Here is a 16,523-nt window from a genome sequence, read left to right as displayed (position 1 = left end):
CTGCTAACGAACTGTTGCAGTTTATTTTATTTCTGCTGTTAGAAAATCTTTTGCAAGCTGAGTATTTGGAAAAACTTTTTGAGCCTCTTTAAGCAAATCGCTTGGAGTAATTGCGTTTTTATTGGTATATCTTGGACTTAAATGAGTAATAATTAATTTTTTTGTTTTAGATAATAATGCTGTTTTGGCAGCCATGATTGTTGTGGAATGTAATTTTTCGTATGCCATGCTTTCATCCTCCTCTGAAAAAGTCGATTCATGTACAAGTAAATCAGCATTTTGCGAAAGAGAAACAGCTGATTCGCTAAAGACTGTATCTGTGCAATAAACAAAACTTGCACCCTTTCTCGGAGGTCCACAGAATTCTTTCCCATCAAATATCCTCCCATCTGCTAATGCGACTTTTTTCCCTTGTTGCAGTTCTGAATAAATTGGTCCAGGTGCTATGTTTAGAGACTGTGCTTTTTTGATATCAAATATACCTGGCTTATCTTTTTCACTCACCCTATAACCATAAGCAGGTATTTTATGTTTAAGGCAGGCGCAATTTACTTTTATTTTGTTGTTTTCAAATAGAATTTTATTTTTTGATGCAAAATTTTCAACTTCCACAAAATGCAATGGGAATGACAGTTTACAAAAACTACTTTTAAGTGCTGAATTTATAAAATTCCGCAACTCTGAAGGACCGTAAATTTCAATACCATCACTATTTCCTGATAAACCTAAGGTAGCCAAAAGTCCAGGCAAACCATAAATATGATCCCCATGCATATGTGTAATAAATATTTTCTTGATTTGTGAAGATTTAATATTGCTTTTCATTATTTGATGTTGCGTTCCTTCTCCACAGTCAAAAAGCCAAACTTCTGATGTCTGTGATAATTTAAGCGCTAGGGACGAAACATTTCTTGTTAAGGATGGGACTCCCGAGCTTGTTCCTAAGAAGGTGATATTCACTTATTTATAATATTTTTATTTTTATATCTGGATTAAATTTAGACTTTTAGTCAAACTTAGGCAAATTAAGCATTTGTTTTTAAACAAAGTGATACTTAAATTAAAAAATAATTATATTAAATATTGCTTTATTAGCATTTTATTTATTTGCGTTTTTCCGAGTGATAGAGTTTTTGCTTCTAAAGAGCCAATAATTAGAGTTTTGATATCAAAGAGTAATAATTTAAGGATCAGATCAGATAGATCAATTCCTTTAACCATAGAGGGGAAATTATTTTCAAGTAAAAAAATAAAAGGTTTAACTTTGAAAAACGAGAAAAATAGAAAAATTTTATATTTTGATAAAAATAAACAAAAAAAATATGACTTAAAAAGTAACCAAAAATTTCAAGTTAGATCTTCTGATGGAAGAGGTATATGGGTAGGTCAGAAGAGGTTTTCTGGTAAACTTAATCTCTTTATACTTGATTCTGAAATATTGGTAGTCAATATTTTAGGAATAGAAAAATACCTAAGTAGCGTAGTGGGTTCAGAGATGCCAACAAAATGGCCTATTGAAGCGTTAAAGGCACAAGCAATTGCCTCTAGAACTTATGCCTTAAAGCAAAAGGGAAATAATTTATTTGATATAGATTCAACCCAGAAAAATCAAGTCTACAATGGCTTGGAGTCAAGAACTTATAAAACAATCAGAGCTGTTAAAAGTACAAGATCTTTGGTTTTAACTTATAAAAATAAATTAATTAATGCTTTGTTTCATAGCAGCTCAGGAGGAATGACAGAAAATAGTGAAGATGTATGGAAGAATAAATATCCATATTTATCAAGTGTGAAAGATTTTGATAAAAATAATCCAAAATTTAGATGGCAAAAAAAAATTTCGAGTAATGAATTGATAAATCTATTTCCAAAGATTGGAGGTTTAAAAAATATAGAGATTATAGATATTACTAGTACAGGGAGGGTAAAAAATTTAAAACTTAATGGGGCTTATGGTTCTGATCAAATGTCTGGGGTAGCTTTCAGAAAAAGATTAGGTCTGAACAGTAATTTTATGAGATTTAAATTTTTTGAGGAAGAATTAAACAATGATTTTCCTATAAATAAAGGTTTGATAGTTTTTGGACAAGGATCAGGTCATGGAGTAGGAATGAGTCAGTGGGGGGCTAAATATCTGGCGTCTAGAGGCCAAAAAGCTGAAAGAATATTAAAGCATTTTTATAAGGGTGTGCAGATTAAACCTTTTAGAAAAGATTACCTATAGAAGTTATTTAGCATTAAGGACTAATTTTGGATTTATATTAGATTGCTCTTCATTTAAGAAACCTATCCCAAGAAGTATTTGTTTTTTATCTATTACTTTTATGGGTTTTTTGTAGTCAAAAGATTTGTTTTCCTGGAAGTAATTAAAATCAACTCTTATTGCTCTTCCTGTTTGCCAAAAATTGATTTGTTCTTCGGTACTTAAGACAAATGATGAAATGTGATTAAGAGCAGAAATTGTTGGAATAATGAAATTTTTCGAGTTTTTTTTACCTTTTTCGATATCAGATATTTTTATCGAGTTTTGTTCATCGAAGCCACAAGCTGAAATTCTTTTTAGTTGTAGAAGGCAACCCTCGGAATTAAGAATTTCGCCTAAATCTCTTGCAATTGCTCTTATGTATGTGCCAGCTGAACATTTGATTTTTATTTCTATGATTCCGTTTATTTGGTCCCATTTCATTAAAGTAAGTTCGTCTATTTTTACTTCTCTTGGTGCTAATTCAAAAACTTCATTCCTGAAAGATTTCTTATAAGCTCTCTCACCATTAACATGCACACTAGATACTTTCGGCGGAATTTGTTTAATAATTCCTCTAAATCTATTTAAGTATTGATCTAATTTTTCATCACTGATTTTAGGCCAACTTTTTTGATTAATTATTTCTCCGTGTATATCATCAGTGTTAGTTCTTATCCCTAATTTAATTTGTCCTATGTAAGTTTTATCCTGAGGGAGATATTGAATAAATCTTGTTGCACTGCCTATCGCGATTGGTAATATTCCTATAACTTCTGGGTCAAGAGTTCCTGTGTGACCGACCTTTTTCGTATTAAGTAACTTCCTTATTTGTTTAACACAATCATGTGAAGTACATCCTTTATCTTTATTAATTACTAAGAATCCATCTTTAGTTTCCATTTTTAATATTAAGAATACTTTGAGAAAGATTTATAACCATCCTATGATTTTGATATTGGAAATTTAGAGAAAAAAATTGAAAAACAATAATTTTATTTTAAAAGAGTTTTTAGATAATGCTTTTAATTTGAAATCACATTTAATGGAATACTTATCTATTAAAGAATGTGATTTAGATGGATTCCTCGCAAATGCAAAGATTAATTTAGCAAATTCACATCCTGGAGATGCTTTGAATGATGTTTCAGATTTTTATACTGAAATAGTTGGAGATCGGCATGTAGCTGATTTAGCTGCTTGGCATATCACGAGCAAGGACTACATCGCTGATACTTTAAAACTTCAGCAGAGATTTTCTAGAAATTTGGTTTTAGATTTTGGAGGAGGTATTGGAACGCATGCCCTAGCTAACGCTATGTCTTCAAAAGTTGAGCATGTTTTTTTTGTAGATATTAATGAGACAAATAGAAACTTTGTTGAATATAGGGCTAAGAAATTAGGAGTCGAAAAAAAACTTACTTTTTGCAAGACAATTAAAGACACGCAAATATCTAAATTTGATACGATAATTTGTCTAGATGTTTTGGAACATCTTGCTGATCCAGCTTCTCAAATTGAGATTTTCAATGAGTTTATGGATCCTAATTCTATTGCTTTATTTAATTGGTATTTTTTTAAGGGAGAAAAAAATGAATATCCGTTTCATATCGACGACATTCGAATTGTTGAAAAGTTTTTTGAGACTCTTCAATCAAATTTTTTAGAAGTATTTCATCCTATTCTTATAACTACAAGAGCTTATAAGAAAATTAGATGACAACATTAACTCTTTTTCTATTTCTTAAATTTCTTTTAATGCTTTCGAAACTTACTGTTCCTTCTTTAAGAGCAAAAAGGGTGTCATCTTTACCTTTCCCAACATTGATTCCTGGCAAAAAGGATGTACCTCTTTGGCGAATTAAAATTGATCCAGCAGTTACTTTTTCTCCTCCATAGGCTTTGACACCCAATCTTTTGGAATTTGAATCTCGACCGTTTCTTGTAGAACCTGTTCCTTTTTTATGTGCCATTAGAAATGATTACTTTGTAGATTTTTCGGATTTTGGTTTAGTTTCCTTTTTAATAGTTTCTTTTTTTGAAGAAGCCTTAGGATCTGCTTTACCTATTGATATAGATTTTACCATAACTCTTGTAAGTTCTTGCCTATGCCCCATTTTTCTTCTTGTCTTTTTTTTCGGACGCATTTTGTATACAAGAATTTTCTTATCTCTTTTATGGGAGACTACTTCTAATTCAATTTTTGCATCTTTAACGTAAGGTTTTCCAACAGTGATTGAGTCTTTGTCTTTTAAAAGTAAAACTTTTTCTAGCGTTATTTTATCTTTCTCTTTTGCATTTAACCTGTCAATGTCATAGTATCTGTTAACTTCGAACCAAAATTGTTGACCGGAAGTTTCTGCTATCGCGTACAATTCATTACCGTTAGAAGAATTGTTTGAAGATTTTTTTGAGTTTGTCATGGCTTAAAGACGCTATAAGGCTCAAATTTAAAATTTGATTAAGCCAAATAAGCAATCATAATGGTTTGTTTATTTTCTTATTTTGTAGTGTAATAAGTCAAGAGATGTTTTAAATCTTTTTTATATCAATTTTAGGATTCATAAGAATGGCAGCAAGAAAAACATATATTTTAAAACTCTATGTTGCTGGAAATACTCCTAATTCAATGAGAGCTTTAAATACTTTAAGAGAAATTTTAGAAAATGAATTTAAAGGAGTTTATGCCTTGAAGGTTATCGATGTACTAAAGCAACCACAACTTGCAGAAGAAGATAAGATTTTGGCTACCCCAACTCTAGCTAAGATTTTACCTCCACCAGTAAGAAGAATAATTGGTGATCTTTCAGATAGAGAGAAAGTTTTAATAGGTTTGGATCTGCTTTTTGATGAATTAACTGAAACTGAATATAGTGGAGATAAATAATATCTATAAAACTTTTATAATAAAAATAAACTTTATGTTTATTTTGATTTAAGTTTCTTTAGCACAAAACCATGAAAGATAAGAAATTTGGCAAATCAGATAAAATGCAAGTCCAAAAATTACCTACTGGCATAGAAGGTTTTGATGATGTTTGTAGAGGTGGGTTGCCCGTATCACGAAGTACACTTGTAAGTGGCACATCAGGTACTGGTAAAACTGTGTTTTCCCTTCAGTATTTACACCATGGAATTTGTAATTTTGATGAGCCTGGGATCTTTGTCACATTTGAGGAGTCTCCTTTAGATATCATTCGAAATGCTGCAAGTTTTGGTTGGGATTTGCAAGAATTAATTGATCAAAATAAACTTTTTATATTAGACGCTTCTCCTGATCCTGATGGTCAGGATGTTGCGGGAAATTTTGACTTGTCCGGTCTTATTGAGAGAATTAGTTATGCAATTAGAAAATATAAAGCTAAAAGAGTCGCAATAGATTCAATAACTGCTGTCTTTCAACAGTATGATGCTATTTACGTTGTAAGAAGAGAAATATTCAGATTAATAGCAAGATTAAAGGAAATTGGTGTGACGACTGTTATGACTACAGAAAGGGTTGATGATTACGGACCAATCGCTAGATATGGAGTAGAAGAATTTGTATCAGATAATGTTGTCTTATTAAGAAATGTTCTTGAGTCAGAGAAGAGAAGAAGAACCCTAGAAGTTTTGAAGTTAAGAGGCACTGTACATATGAAAGGTGAATATCCATTCACTATGGGAATGGATGGTATTAGTGTTTTTGCTCTTGGAGCAATGAGATTAACGCAGAGATCATCAAATATTAGGATTAGCTCTGGAGTTAAAGATCTTGATGATATGTGTGGGGGAGGATATTTTCAAGATTCCATCATCCTAGCCACAGGAGCTACTGGTACAGGTAAGACGATGCTCGTATCAAAATTTGTTGAAGATGCTTATAACAACAATGAAAGAGCAATACTTTTTGCATATGAAGAATCTAGGGCTCAATTGCTAAGGAATGCTACTAGTTGGGGAATAGATTTCGAAAAAATGGAAAGTGATGGTTTACTAAAAATTATTTGTGCATATCCTGAATCAACTGGTTTAGAAGATCACTTGCAAATAATAAAAACACAGATTAATCAATTTAAACCAAAAAGAATGGCAATTGATTCTCTCTCCGCATTAGCTAGAGGTGTAAGTTTGAATGCATTTAGACAGTTTGTCATTGCAGTTACTGGTTACACAAAGCAAGAGGAGATAGCAGGCTTCTTTACTAATACTGCAGAAGAGTTCATGGGAAGCCATTCTATAACTGATTCTCACATATCAACAATTACAGATACTATCCTATTGCTTCAATATGTAGAAATAAAAGGAGAAATGGCAAGAGCTTTAAATGTTTTTAAAATGCGTGGATCATGGCATGATAAACGAATAAGAGAATTTATTATTACAAATAAAGGTCCAGAAATAAAAGATTCTTTTTCTAATTTCGAACAAATATTTAGTGGGGCCCCTCATAGAGTAGTTCCTGATCAAAATATTCAGAATGTTTTTAAAGGATTAGATAATAATTAAATAATTTTAGTAACTTCAGAGCCGGAAAAATTATCAGAATTATTAATAGTCTGAGTCAATAATTCATCTTTATCAGATTGTGCTAAAGCTAAATCAAACCAGAAGGTTGTTCCAACACCTAATTCACTCGCCATTCGAATTTCTCCGCCATGTTTTTCAATTATTCCTCTAACTATAGATAATCCCAAACCTGTTCCTTGCTCAGTATGAACAGCATTTTCCACTCTATAAAAACGGTCAAAAATTTTCTCTTGATCAGCTTGAGATATTCCAGAACCTGTATCAGCAATCTCAATTCTTACTTTTGGCAATGGCGAGACTAACTCGCATTGAGGTGCGCTATCTTTGTTATTATTTGGAGGAAAAGCAGGGCAAGAATCTGGCCAAGTGTAAGCTCTTATCATTAGGTTGCTATTTTTTGGACTAAATTTCAATCCATTCCCAAGCAAATTATCAAAGACTTGTAAAAGTAAGTCAAAGTTTCCAAGAATTGAAGGGATAGTTTCTTCTATATCATGACCTAATGAGACGTTTTTTTCTGTAGCGTTAAGTCTATAATTTCTCAAAGTCTGTTCAATTGCAGGTTTTATATCCATTTCTTCTAGTTGAATTATTTTCCCTGACTCTAATCTTGATAAATCTAGTACATCATTAACAAGCCTTGTTAACCTATCAGTCTCTGAATTGGCAATTCCAAGAAATTCTATTTGTTCTTCATTAGATAGCTGATCTTTTAAATCATGTAGTGTTTCTACGTAACTTTTAATATTAAAAAGTGGTGTCCTTAATTCATGCGAAACATTACTAATAAATCTGTTTTGAGCCGCATTTAGTTCAACTTCTCTTGTAAGATCTTGAATTGTAACGGCAATTCCTTTTAATTCAACTTTATTGGTATCTAATACTGACTGTAATACAATTCTTAAAGTTCTAGCAGGTTCTCCTAAACTAAACCTTAAATCATCTTTTTCCTTTTCTCTATTTAAGATTGATTCTACATTAGTATGTAAGTCATTAGATAGGATTTCAGGGATCTCATTTAAAAAATATTTGCCTTCTAAAAATCTTCCTTCCCAACGAAATAATCTTTTTGCAGTTGGATTAGTAAGTACAATTTTGCCCTTGGAATCTAATAAAATTGCACCATCAGCCATAGTGGCAATAAGTGATTGCTGTTTTATTTGAGCGGCTTTGAGTTCTTCAATGTTTGCCTCGTCATAATTTTCTAATTGGGTAGCCATTCGGTTAAATCCATTTAAAAGTTCTCCAAGATCTCCCGTCATAGGTAAAGAAATTCTGGATTTAAAGTTACCTTTTGAAATTTCTCTAACACCTCTTACTAATTCCCTTACAGGTCTAGTAATTGTAAGAGCATTGAATACAGCTCCTAGTATTACCAATACCCAAATAGAGATAAAAACAGCTATTGTTACTTCTCTTGTAAGTGCAGCACTGGCTAAGGCTTTTTTATTAGGGGTAACTCCTAAAGCTAAAGTTCCTAGATATTTCCCTTTCCACAACATGGGAACAAATACATCTGTTACTTGGCCCTGAGGAGTGGAATGTTGTCTAACTAAAGGGAATTGTGGTCTTTTCTTTAATTCTGATGGTAGTTTTAATCTTCTAGTTAGCTGGAACTGACTATCTGAACTCGTTGGTGTGGCACTAATAGGTATGCCAAGTTGAACTATATCTTCTGCATCAGTAAAAAATATGTAACGTAGATTACGACTTGATCTCCAAAACTTTTCAGCAACATTTGAAATTTCTTTTTTTTGGTTATTAGCAACTAGTTCTGTGACATTCCCAGATAACAATAATCCAAGATCACGGGCATACCTAGTATCATTCATACCTGCATCTCTTTGGATACTATTTAGTGCAAAAAAAGTTATTCCTGTCATTAATAGACTTACAACTAAAGTTGCTATTGCTAACAATTTTGTTCTTAAACTAAACCCGCTCCACCAAATAAGAATTCTGTTAATCCAGTAATTATTATAAGAATCCTCATTATCTGTAATGTCATATTCTCTATTCTCTCGAGTATTGGTATCTACCATAAACTTAATTCTCCTTAGAATATTTTCTCCTTACTTGATGACCAATATCTTTTCTAAAGTAAATCCCATCAAAATTGATTTCTTTTAAATTTTTGTATGCTTTTTCAAAAACCATATCAAAATCTTTATCTTGACAAACAATGCTTAAAACTCTACCTCCATCAGTTAATAATTCCCCATTATTGCTAAGCGAGGTGCCTGAGTCGAAAATTTGAAAATCACTTGAATCAATTTTACCTATCACTATTGGGAATCCTGTTTTATATTCATGAGGGTAACCCTTTGAAGTAGCTATTACACAACCACTTACCTTATCAAAGGTATTAATTTTTTCATTACCACTAAGATTTCCCATTGCACATTTTTCTAAAAGATTTACAAAATTATGATCCATCAATGGCATAATTGTTTGGCATTCTGGATCACCAAATCTGCAATTATATTCTATAACTTTTGGACCTGATTTTGTGATCATTAATCCAAAATAAATAACACCTCTATAATCAATATTTTTTTTCTTTAATTCACTAATTGTAGGTTCAATTATTTCTTTGATGATTTTATCAAGATAATCTTCCGTTAATAGTGGCGCAGGAGAATAAGCGCCCATACCTCCTGTATTTGGACCTTTATCTTGCTCATTAAGACGTTTATGATCTTGTGCGGTTGGAAGTAGTACATATTTCTTCCCATCACATAGTGCAAAAACGGAAACTTCTGGCCCCTTAATTTTTTCTTCTAGAACTACCACATTGCCAGATTTGCCAAACTTCCCATTGAAGATTGATTCTGCTGCTCTAAAACATTCCTCTTTTGAATTTGGAATGAATACACCTTTACCTGAAGCTAAACCATCTGCTTTTACTACCAGTGGTATTGATGATGAGTTAATAATTATTTTAGCTTCTTCTATAGAATTAACCTTCCAAAATTTTGCAGTTGGAATATTTGCTTCTTCCATAAATTCCTTTGCCCAAGATTTGCTATATTCGAGTTTTGCGCCATCTTTGTTAGGACCAAAAACTTTAAAGTTTTTTTCTCGAAGAAAATCGGCCAATCCCCTTGCTAAAGGAATTTCCGGACCTATTATAGTTAAATCTATTTTTAAAAAATTAAGTTTTTTGATTAATTCATTTTTATTGTTTATATCAATATTTATCCTTTCACATTTATTTATTCTTTCTGATCCTGCGTTACCAGGAATTAAATAAATTTTTTTAATTTCTTCATTTTTTTGGATAATCCAAGCTAATGAATTTTCTCTTCCGCCACTTCCAATTATTAAAATATTTTTTAATCTAGAGATGCTTGTAGAACTTTTTGAATTAATACTCATAAATTTGTTTATTGATGGTTATGAGGTTTAAATGAATTATCAGTTAAAATGAGATAAACTATCAGGCAAAGTTGATCTCTAATAAATATGTTAATTACAAATCGAATTTTTAGTAATCAAATGAGGTTTAAAATTTATGACTAATCAATTTAAGTTGTTATATGAAGGTAAAGCAAAAAAAGTATTTTCTCATTATGATCCGGATAAAGTAATAATTGAATTTAAAGATGATGCTACAGCTTTTAATGCGCTAAAAAAAGCTAAATTTGAAGGAAAGGGCAAACTTAATTGCTTAATTAGTGCAAGAATTTTTGAATATCTTATAAAAAATAATATTCCAACTCATTTTCTTGAACTTAAAGATGAAAATACAATGATTGCGAGAAAAATAAAAGTAATTCCTCTAGAAATTGTTCTTAGAAATACTGCCTATGGTTCTTTGTGTAAACAGACTAATATTCAACCGGGCACTGTATTTGCAAATCCATTAATTGATATTTACCTTAAAAATGATATGCTTAATGATCCTTTAATTACTAAAGATAGAATTGCATTAATGAATATAATAAGTTCTAAAGATTTAGATTTAATTATAAATTTGACTTTAAAAATTAATGTAATCCTGAAAAATTTTTTTAAAAATATCAAGCTTGAACTTGTAGATTTTAAATTAGAGTTTGGTTACGATTCAAAAAATAGAATTCTACTTGGGGACGAAATAAGTCCTGATAATTGTAGATTGTGGGATCTCAATCAGAAAAATGATACAATTGTAAGTCTAGACAAAGATAGATTCAGAAATGATTTAGGTGGTTTAATTGAAGCTTATAGTGAAATCAACCAAAGAATAAATGATTTCATCTAACTTAATTCAATAAATAATGCTTATTCAATCTTAAATTTAAAAAATTATGCAAAAACGTTTTTTAAAATTTAGTAAGTTTTTCACTAATATTGCATGCTCTCCATTAATTTTGGTATCAAACAATTCAGAATTGTCTGCAAAATTTTTACCAAATGATTTTGAGCAATCAATCAAAACTTTTGAAATAAAAAATTTTGGAAATAGTGAGATTCAGGGTTTTGATATTAAGCAAGAGACAAATTTCTTCATTGCAGAAAACAAAAAAAATTCCAATGAAGGGAGTGTTCTTATCTCAGAAATCATTATTGAAGGTTGGGAAAATCACCCTGAGGGTAGAAAACTTGAATTGGCTGCATATGAATCTATGAGTATAAAGCCAGGAAGTATTGTTAATAATCAAATTTTAAATCGAGATCTTAATTCAATATATGCTAGTGGTTGGTTTTCAGGAGTTAAAATAAAGTCTCAAGATGGGCCATTAGGAGTAAGACTAATAGTAAATGTAGTGCCTAATCCAATTTTGAAAAAAGTTGAACTTAAACCAATCAAATCTGTGGTTTCTGAGGAATATATAGATGGTGTTTTTAATAATTATTACGGGACAACACTTAATTTAAATGAATTACAGAATAAAATTGAAATAATAAAAAAACGTTATGAAAATGATGGTTATTCTTTGGCAAGAATTAATGGTCCAGAAAGAATCTCTGAAGACGGAATAATTGTTTTAAATGTTTCTGAGGGTATCGTATCTGATATTCAGTTAAGATTTCAGGGGGCTGATGGAGAATCTTCGGTTGATGGGAAACCCAGAAAAGGAAAAACAAAAGATTGGGTTATAAAAAGAGAGCTAAAAACACAACCTGGTGAAATATTCAATAGAAAAATTTTAGAAGCTGATATTAAAAGGCTATATGCAACCTCACTTTTTGATGATGTTAAGGTATCTCTTGGTCCTGATAATTCAAATCCTGGACAAGTCATAATTTTTTTAGACTTAAGTGAGCAAAGAACAGGCTCTTTAACAGGCGGTATTGGTTATGCTAATAGCTCAGGGATCTTTGCACAAATTGGTTTGCAGGAAACAAATGCATTTGGTAGAGCTTGGTCTTCAAATATCAACCTGAATTTTGGAGAATATTCAACAACTTATAATTTTTCTTTATATGATCCGTGGATTAAAGGGGATAAGCATAGGACTTCTTTTAGAACAAATGTTTTTCTAAGTAGAGATTATCCACAAGAATTTAAGAGTGACAATAATGGGAGAATATATGCTGTTGATAATAAAACACCATCTAGTTCTGATACTTTTTCATCAATAGTTTTAGAAAAAACAGGAGGTGGTTTTTCTTTCTCAAGGCCTTTAAATGGTGGAGATCCATTTAAGTTATCCAAATGGAGAGTTCTTGCCGGGATGAATATTAAGAAAGTAAAGATGATTGATAGTGATGGAAATAAAAAACCTTATGGTGATATGACGCCAACTACAACCAAAAATAATATAAGTGAAATTATTTGTATTGGATTTACTCCAAATGACTTGTCATGTCCTGCAGAAAATACATTGGTAAGTTTTGTTGCGAGTTCTTCTAGAAATAATTTGAATAATTCAGTAAACCCAACTTCAGGAAATAAATTTAGTTTTGGAACCGAACAGTTTGTATCAATGGGGGAAAACTCCCCAACTTTTAATAGAATGAGATCTTCATATTCATACTTCATACCAACAAAATTGATAAATTTAACCAAAGCCTGTAAGTCTAATAATGCTAATAGTGAAGATTGTCCTCAAGTTATTGGTTTTCAATTTAAGGCTGGAACTATTATTGGAGAATTACCTCCTTATGAAGCATTTTGTATGGGAGGGACATCATCTGTTAGAGGTTGGGGATCTTGTGATTTGGCTGTAAGTAGAAGTTATGTTGAAGGCACAGTAGAATATAGATTTCCTGTTTGGAAAATGATATCAGGAGCTTTATTCGTTGATGCAGGAAGTGATTTAAACTCCCAAAAAGATGTTCCTGGAAAACCTGGTAAATTATTGCAAAAATCAGGTTCTGGTTATTCTCTCGGAGCAGGAGTTGGAGTTAAAACGCCAATTGGTCCATTAAGATTAGATGTTGCTAGTAAAGACTTAAGTGGAGATTGGAGATATACACTTGGAGTTGGATGGAAGTTTTAAGTGTTTTCTTGGCCTACTAATTATGATTCTTGCTATACCTTAGCTGGTGTTATCTCGAGAGAGGGTATAGGTCTTCATAGCGGTGAAAAAACAAGAGTTACAATTTCTTCTTATGAAAAAGAAGGATATTATGTTTCGTGGAAAGATAAACCTAATGAGATTTTTAAGCTAACTCAAGATTTAATTGGAAGTACCATGCTTTGTACAGCTGTTAAATTAGGAGGGAGAAATTTATATACTATTGAACATTTATTATCTTCAATGGCAGGTTGCGGGTTAAGTTATATACATATTGAGGTTGATGGGAAAGAGATCCCGCTTTTAGATGGATCTGCAATTCAGTGGGTTAGAGATTTTGAAAAAGTAGGTATAAAAAAGGCACCTAAACCAGATAATTTTTTTCGAGAAATTAATAAATCAATAATTTTAAACAAAGAGGGTTCTGTCATAGCAGCAACTCCTGCCCAAAAAACTACAATCGTATCTACTATAAGTTTTTCCTATAAAGCAATTGGAAATCAAACGTTTGTGATTGATTTAAATCCAAAAAGTTTCGTTGAAATGATAGCTCCAGCAAGAACATTTGGGTTTAAGGATCAATTTCAAGAATTAAGTGAACTTGGATTAATAAAAGGAGGAAGTTTAGAAAATGCCCTTGTTTGTGATGGTGATGAATGGGTTAATCCACCATTAAGATTTGATGATGAACCAATAAGACATAAAATTTTAGACCTTATTGGGGACTTGGCTTTGGTAGGGTTACCTAAGGCTCAAATATTAGTTTATAAAGGATCACATTCCTTAAATGCTCTATTGGCCTCATCGCTAAAAAATTAACTTAAACTTTTATTGTTTTGGAAAATAAATTATCCAGTGAAAATAGTCAACTTTCCTCTGAGCAAATATTAGGTTTGTTACCTCATAGATATCCTTTTGCTCTTGTGGATAAAGTAATAGAACATATTCCTGGGGAGAGGGCTGTTGCAGTAAAAAATGTAACTATAAATGAGCCTCAATTTCAGGGACATTTTCCTGAGAGACCCTTGATGCCTGGGGTTCTTATTGTTGAATCAATGGCTCAAGTTGGTGGAATAATTGTTACGCAAATGCCCGATCTTCCTAAAGGACTTTTTGTATTTGCTGGTATCAATAATGTTAAATTCAGAAAACCAGTTGTGCCTGGAGATCAATTGATAATTTCTTGTGAGTTATTGTCTATTAAAAGACAAAGATTTGGGAAGGTTAAAGGTGAGGCACATGTTGATGGGAAGTTGGTTTGTGCTGGAGAATTAATGTTTTCTTTAGTTGATTAGGGATATGGATAATAAAAATACTGAATTAAAAACAAGTTTTAGGGGTGTAAAAGTGCACCCAAATGCATTTGTTGATCCAAGAGCAGAATTACATGATGGAGTTATTATCTCTCAAGGAGCTATAGTCGGTCCTAATGTGACTATTGGCAAAGGAACCGAAATAGGACCGAATGCTGTTATTTCAGGAAGAACTAAAATTGGTATAAATAATAAAGTTTTCCCAAGTGTTTTTATAGGTCTGGATCCCCAAGACCTTAAATATAAAGGAGCTCTTACTGAAGTAATTATTGGAGATAATAATACTTTTAGAGAATGTGTAACTATTAATAAAGCAACTGATGAAGGAGAAAAAACTATTATTGGCAATAATAATTTGTTGATGGCTTATACTCACATCGGCCATAATTGCGAACTTGGTAATAGGATAGTTTTATCAAATAGTGTCCAAGTTGCGGGCCATGTAAAGATTGAAGATAAAGCTATTATCGGCGGTTGTTTAGGTATTCATCAATTTGTACATATTGGATATTTAGCAATGATTGGAGGAATGACTAGAGTAGATAGAGATGTACCTCCTTTTTGTTTGGCAGAAGGGCATCCAGGAAGATTGAGGGGTTTGAATAGGATTGGAATTAAAAGAAGCGGTTTAATGGAAAATAAAGATTTTGACTTGAAGTTACTTCAAAATACCTGGAATCTACTTTTTAAATCTAATGATGCGATTTCAAATTCATTAGAAAAAGTAATGACAGGACAATTAGATATTTCATCTTCAAAATTATGTTATTTCTTAAAAGAGTCAATATCTAAAGAAAGACGAGGACCAATGCCTGTAGTGAATTTATGAATAAAAAGATATTTATAAGTACTGGAGAAGTCTCTGGTGATTTGCATGGAAGTTTGTTATCAAAAGCATTATTAGAGGAAGCTAAAAAAAAATCCATAGATTTAGAAATTTGCGGATTAGGCGGGGAAAGGATGAAGAAAGAAGGTGTAAAAATTCTTCAAGATACGACATCAATAAGTGCGATAGGGATTTGGGAGGCTTTACCTCTTATTCTTCCAACAATAAGAATTCAAAAAAGGTTTTATAAATTACTAAAAAAATATCCCCCGGATTGCTTAATTCTGATTGACTATATGGGCCCAAATATAAAAATTGGAACTAAATTAAAGAGATCGAATACTAAAATTCCAATTTTTTATTATATTGCTCCTCAAGAGTGGGCTTGGAGAATTGGCAATAATACTACAACAAATCTCATAAAATTTTCAGATAAAATTTTCGCGATTTTCAAGAAAGAAGCTGCATTCTATAAAAAGAGAGGCGGAAATGTTTTTTGGGTTGGACATCCAATGATTGATTTGACAAAAAAACTTCCTCTAAAGAAGGATGCCAGAACTATTCTCAACCTTCGCTCTAATCAAAACATCCTACTTTTGATGCCCGCATCAAGACCTCAAGAATTACGATATGTATTACCTACTTTTATGAGAGCAGCAAAAAAATTACAACAAAAATATCCAAGTTTGGTTGTCTACATTCCCTCTTGTCGGAGGCCGTTTGATGAAATATTTAAACAAGCTTTTAGTAAATATCAAGTTAAAGGACTTGTGATTTCTCAAAAAGATAGTGCAAAATTAAAGCCTTATATTTATTCGCTCACTAAAATTGCTTTTTGTAAATCTGGTACAGTTAATATGGAATTAGCTTTATATGGAATCCCGCAGATTGTTGGTTATAGAGTAAGTAGGGTAACTGCTTTTATCGCTACAAAAATTCTTAATTTCAAAGTAAGATTTATTTCCCCTGTAAATTTGTTAGTTAATAAATTAATAATCCCTGAGTTTGTACAGAAAGAGTTCGATGAACAGAAAATCTTTTATAAATCTTGTAGAATTCTTGAGAGGAAATCTGAAAAAATAAAAATAAAAAAAGGTTATGCTTTTTTAAAAAAAGAATTAGGTGAAGATGGCGTAGTCCAGAGAGCTGCTAAAGAGATACTTCATTCTATTATTTGAACTTTATAA

The 16,523-nt window shown here is 31.6% G+C and carries 16 protein-coding genes; 10 read left to right on the top strand and 6 right to left on the bottom strand.

What is annotated here, in order from left to right; translation table 11 throughout:
- Positions 1-21 precede the first annotated feature (21 nt).
- Complete coding sequence (gene rnz, locus HA148_RS07535; protein WP_209131604.1) at positions 22-960, bottom strand: ribonuclease Z; 939 nt, start codon at positions 958-960, stop codon at positions 22-24.
- A gap of 88 nt (positions 961-1,048) precedes the next feature.
- Between rnz and HA148_RS07530 the strand changes: the two genes are divergently transcribed.
- Positions 1,049-2,224 (top strand): SpoIID/LytB domain-containing protein, encoded by a 1,176-nt coding sequence (locus HA148_RS07530; RefSeq protein WP_209131601.1) that lies wholly within the window; start codon positions 1,049-1,051, stop codon positions 2,222-2,224.
- Between the two features lie 3 nt (positions 2,225-2,227).
- Here the strand turns inward: HA148_RS07530 and truB are convergent, their stop codons facing one another.
- The gene (gene truB / locus HA148_RS07525) at positions 2,228-3,145 is read right to left on the bottom strand and encodes a tRNA pseudouridine(55) synthase TruB (protein WP_209131599.1); all 918 of its coding nucleotides are present in this window, start codon (positions 3,143-3,145) and stop codon (positions 2,228-2,230) included.
- Positions 3,146-3,287: 142 nt separating this feature from the next.
- Between truB and HA148_RS07520 the strand changes: the two genes are divergently transcribed.
- Positions 3,288-3,962 carry a class I SAM-dependent methyltransferase gene (locus tag HA148_RS07520; protein ID WP_209131597.1) on the top strand — a complete coding sequence of 225 codons (675 nt, stop codon included), beginning with the start codon at positions 3,288-3,290 and terminating at the stop codon, positions 3,960-3,962.
- Here the strand turns inward: HA148_RS07520 and rpmA are convergent.
- Both rpmA and rplU read right to left on the bottom strand, forming a co-directional pair.
- Positions 3,955-4,215 (bottom strand): 50S ribosomal protein L27, encoded by a 261-nt coding sequence (rpmA, locus tag HA148_RS07515; RefSeq protein ID WP_011376987.1) that lies wholly within the window; start codon positions 4,213-4,215, stop codon positions 3,955-3,957. The genes HA148_RS07520 and rpmA overlap by 8 nt on opposite strands.
- A 9-nt stretch (positions 4,216-4,224) precedes the next feature.
- Positions 4,225-4,665, bottom strand: a complete 441-nt coding sequence (gene rplU / locus HA148_RS07510) for a 50S ribosomal protein L21 (protein WP_209131595.1) — start codon at positions 4,663-4,665, stop codon at positions 4,225-4,227.
- A gap of 146 nt (positions 4,666-4,811) precedes the next feature.
- Here rplU and kaiB point away from each other — a divergent pair, with 146 nt between their 5' ends.
- Together kaiB and kaiC are read left to right on the top strand one after the other, a co-directional pair.
- The gene (gene kaiB / locus HA148_RS07505; protein ID WP_011376985.1) at positions 4,812-5,129 is read left to right on the top strand and encodes a circadian clock protein KaiB; all 318 of its coding nucleotides are present in this window, start codon (positions 4,812-4,814) and stop codon (positions 5,127-5,129) included.
- Between the two features lie 71 nt (positions 5,130-5,200).
- On the top strand, positions 5,201-6,730 hold the full coding sequence (gene kaiC / locus HA148_RS07500; protein ID WP_209131593.1) for a circadian clock protein KaiC: 1,530 nt from the start codon (positions 5,201-5,203) through the stop codon (positions 6,728-6,730).
- Here the strand turns inward: kaiC and HA148_RS07495 are convergent.
- A complete protein-coding gene (locus HA148_RS07495; protein WP_209131591.1) occupies positions 6,727-8,793 on the bottom strand; it encodes a HAMP domain-containing sensor histidine kinase in 2,067 nt (688 codons plus the stop codon). The two genes, kaiC and HA148_RS07495, sit on opposite strands and share 4 nt — an antisense overlap.
- Before the next feature lie 4 nt (positions 8,794-8,797).
- Positions 8,798-10,129 (bottom strand): phosphoribosylamine--glycine ligase, encoded by a 1,332-nt coding sequence (gene purD / locus HA148_RS07490; protein WP_209131589.1) that lies wholly within the window; start codon positions 10,127-10,129, stop codon positions 8,798-8,800.
- A 136-nt stretch (positions 10,130-10,265) separates the two neighbouring features.
- Here purD and purC point away from each other — a divergent pair, with 136 nt between their 5' ends.
- The 6 genes from purC to lpxB are packed head-to-tail and all read left to right on the top strand — an operon-like array spanning position 10,266 to position 16,514.
- On the top strand, positions 10,266-10,994 hold the full coding sequence (purC, locus tag HA148_RS07485; protein ID WP_209131587.1) for a phosphoribosylaminoimidazolesuccinocarboxamide synthase: 729 nt from the start codon (positions 10,266-10,268) through the stop codon (positions 10,992-10,994).
- Positions 10,995-11,040: 46 nt separating this feature from the next.
- The gene (locus tag HA148_RS07480) at positions 11,041-13,179 is read left to right on the top strand and encodes a BamA/TamA family outer membrane protein (RefSeq protein ID WP_209131584.1); all 2,139 of its coding nucleotides are present in this window, start codon (positions 11,041-11,043) and stop codon (positions 13,177-13,179) included.
- Positions 13,180-14,016 carry a UDP-3-O-acyl-N-acetylglucosamine deacetylase gene (lpxC, locus tag HA148_RS07475; RefSeq protein WP_209131582.1) on the top strand — a complete coding sequence of 279 codons (837 nt, stop codon included), beginning with the start codon at positions 13,180-13,182 and terminating at the stop codon, positions 14,014-14,016.
- A 17-nt stretch (positions 14,017-14,033) separates the two neighbouring features.
- Positions 14,034-14,492: a 3-hydroxyacyl-ACP dehydratase FabZ gene (gene fabZ, locus HA148_RS07470; RefSeq protein WP_209131580.1), complete on the top strand. Its 459-nt coding sequence runs from the start codon at positions 14,034-14,036 to the stop codon at positions 14,490-14,492.
- A 4-nt stretch (positions 14,493-14,496) separates the two neighbouring features.
- A complete protein-coding gene (gene lpxA / locus HA148_RS07465; RefSeq protein WP_209131578.1) occupies positions 14,497-15,339 on the top strand; it encodes an acyl-ACP--UDP-N-acetylglucosamine O-acyltransferase in 843 nt (280 codons plus the stop codon).
- Complete coding sequence (gene lpxB, locus HA148_RS07460) at positions 15,336-16,514, top strand: lipid-A-disaccharide synthase (protein WP_209131575.1); 1,179 nt, start codon at positions 15,336-15,338, stop codon at positions 16,512-16,514. The genes lpxA and lpxB overlap by 4 nt, the downstream gene beginning before the upstream one ends.
- Positions 16,515-16,523: the final 9 nt, after the last annotated feature.

The organism is Prochlorococcus marinus XMU1405, assembly GCF_017696275.1.
Lineage (GTDB): Bacteria > Cyanobacteriota > Cyanobacteriia > PCC-6307 > Cyanobiaceae > Prochlorococcus_A > Prochlorococcus_A marinus_AB.
The sequence above is the reverse complement of the archived record's forward strand: the minus strand, read 5'-3'. Positions and strand labels throughout refer to the sequence as shown.

Coding starts and splice junctions, on each gene's coding strand:
- kaiC (WP_209131593.1), top strand. CDS start 5,201: ATGAAAGATAAGAAATTTGGCAAATCAGATAAAATGCAAGTCCAAAAA.
- lpxB (WP_209131575.1), top strand. CDS start 15,336: ATGAATAAAAAGATATTTATAAGTACTGGAGAAGTCTCTGGTGATTTG.
- truB (WP_209131599.1), bottom strand. CDS start 3,145: ATGGAAACTAAAGATGGATTCTTAGTAATTAATAAAGATAAAGGATGT.
- purD (WP_209131589.1), bottom strand. CDS start 10,129: ATGAGTATTAATTCAAAAAGTTCTACAAGCATCTCTAGATTAAAAAAT.
- HA148_RS07480 (WP_209131584.1), top strand. CDS start 11,041: ATGCAAAAACGTTTTTTAAAATTTAGTAAGTTTTTCACTAATATTGCA.
- kaiB (WP_011376985.1), top strand. CDS start 4,812: ATGGCAGCAAGAAAAACATATATTTTAAAACTCTATGTTGCTGGAAAT.
- purC (WP_209131587.1), top strand. CDS start 10,266: ATGACTAATCAATTTAAGTTGTTATATGAAGGTAAAGCAAAAAAAGTA.
- HA148_RS07495 (WP_209131591.1), bottom strand. CDS start 8,793: ATGGTAGATACCAATACTCGAGAGAATAGAGAATATGACATTACAGAT.
- rplU (WP_209131595.1), bottom strand. CDS start 4,665: ATGACAAACTCAAAAAAATCTTCAAACAATTCTTCTAACGGTAATGAA.
- rpmA (WP_011376987.1), bottom strand. CDS start 4,215: ATGGCACATAAAAAAGGAACAGGTTCTACAAGAAACGGTCGAGATTCA.
- lpxA (WP_209131578.1), top strand. CDS start 14,497: ATGGATAATAAAAATACTGAATTAAAAACAAGTTTTAGGGGTGTAAAA.
- HA148_RS07520 (WP_209131597.1), top strand. CDS start 3,288: ATGGAATACTTATCTATTAAAGAATGTGATTTAGATGGATTCCTCGCA.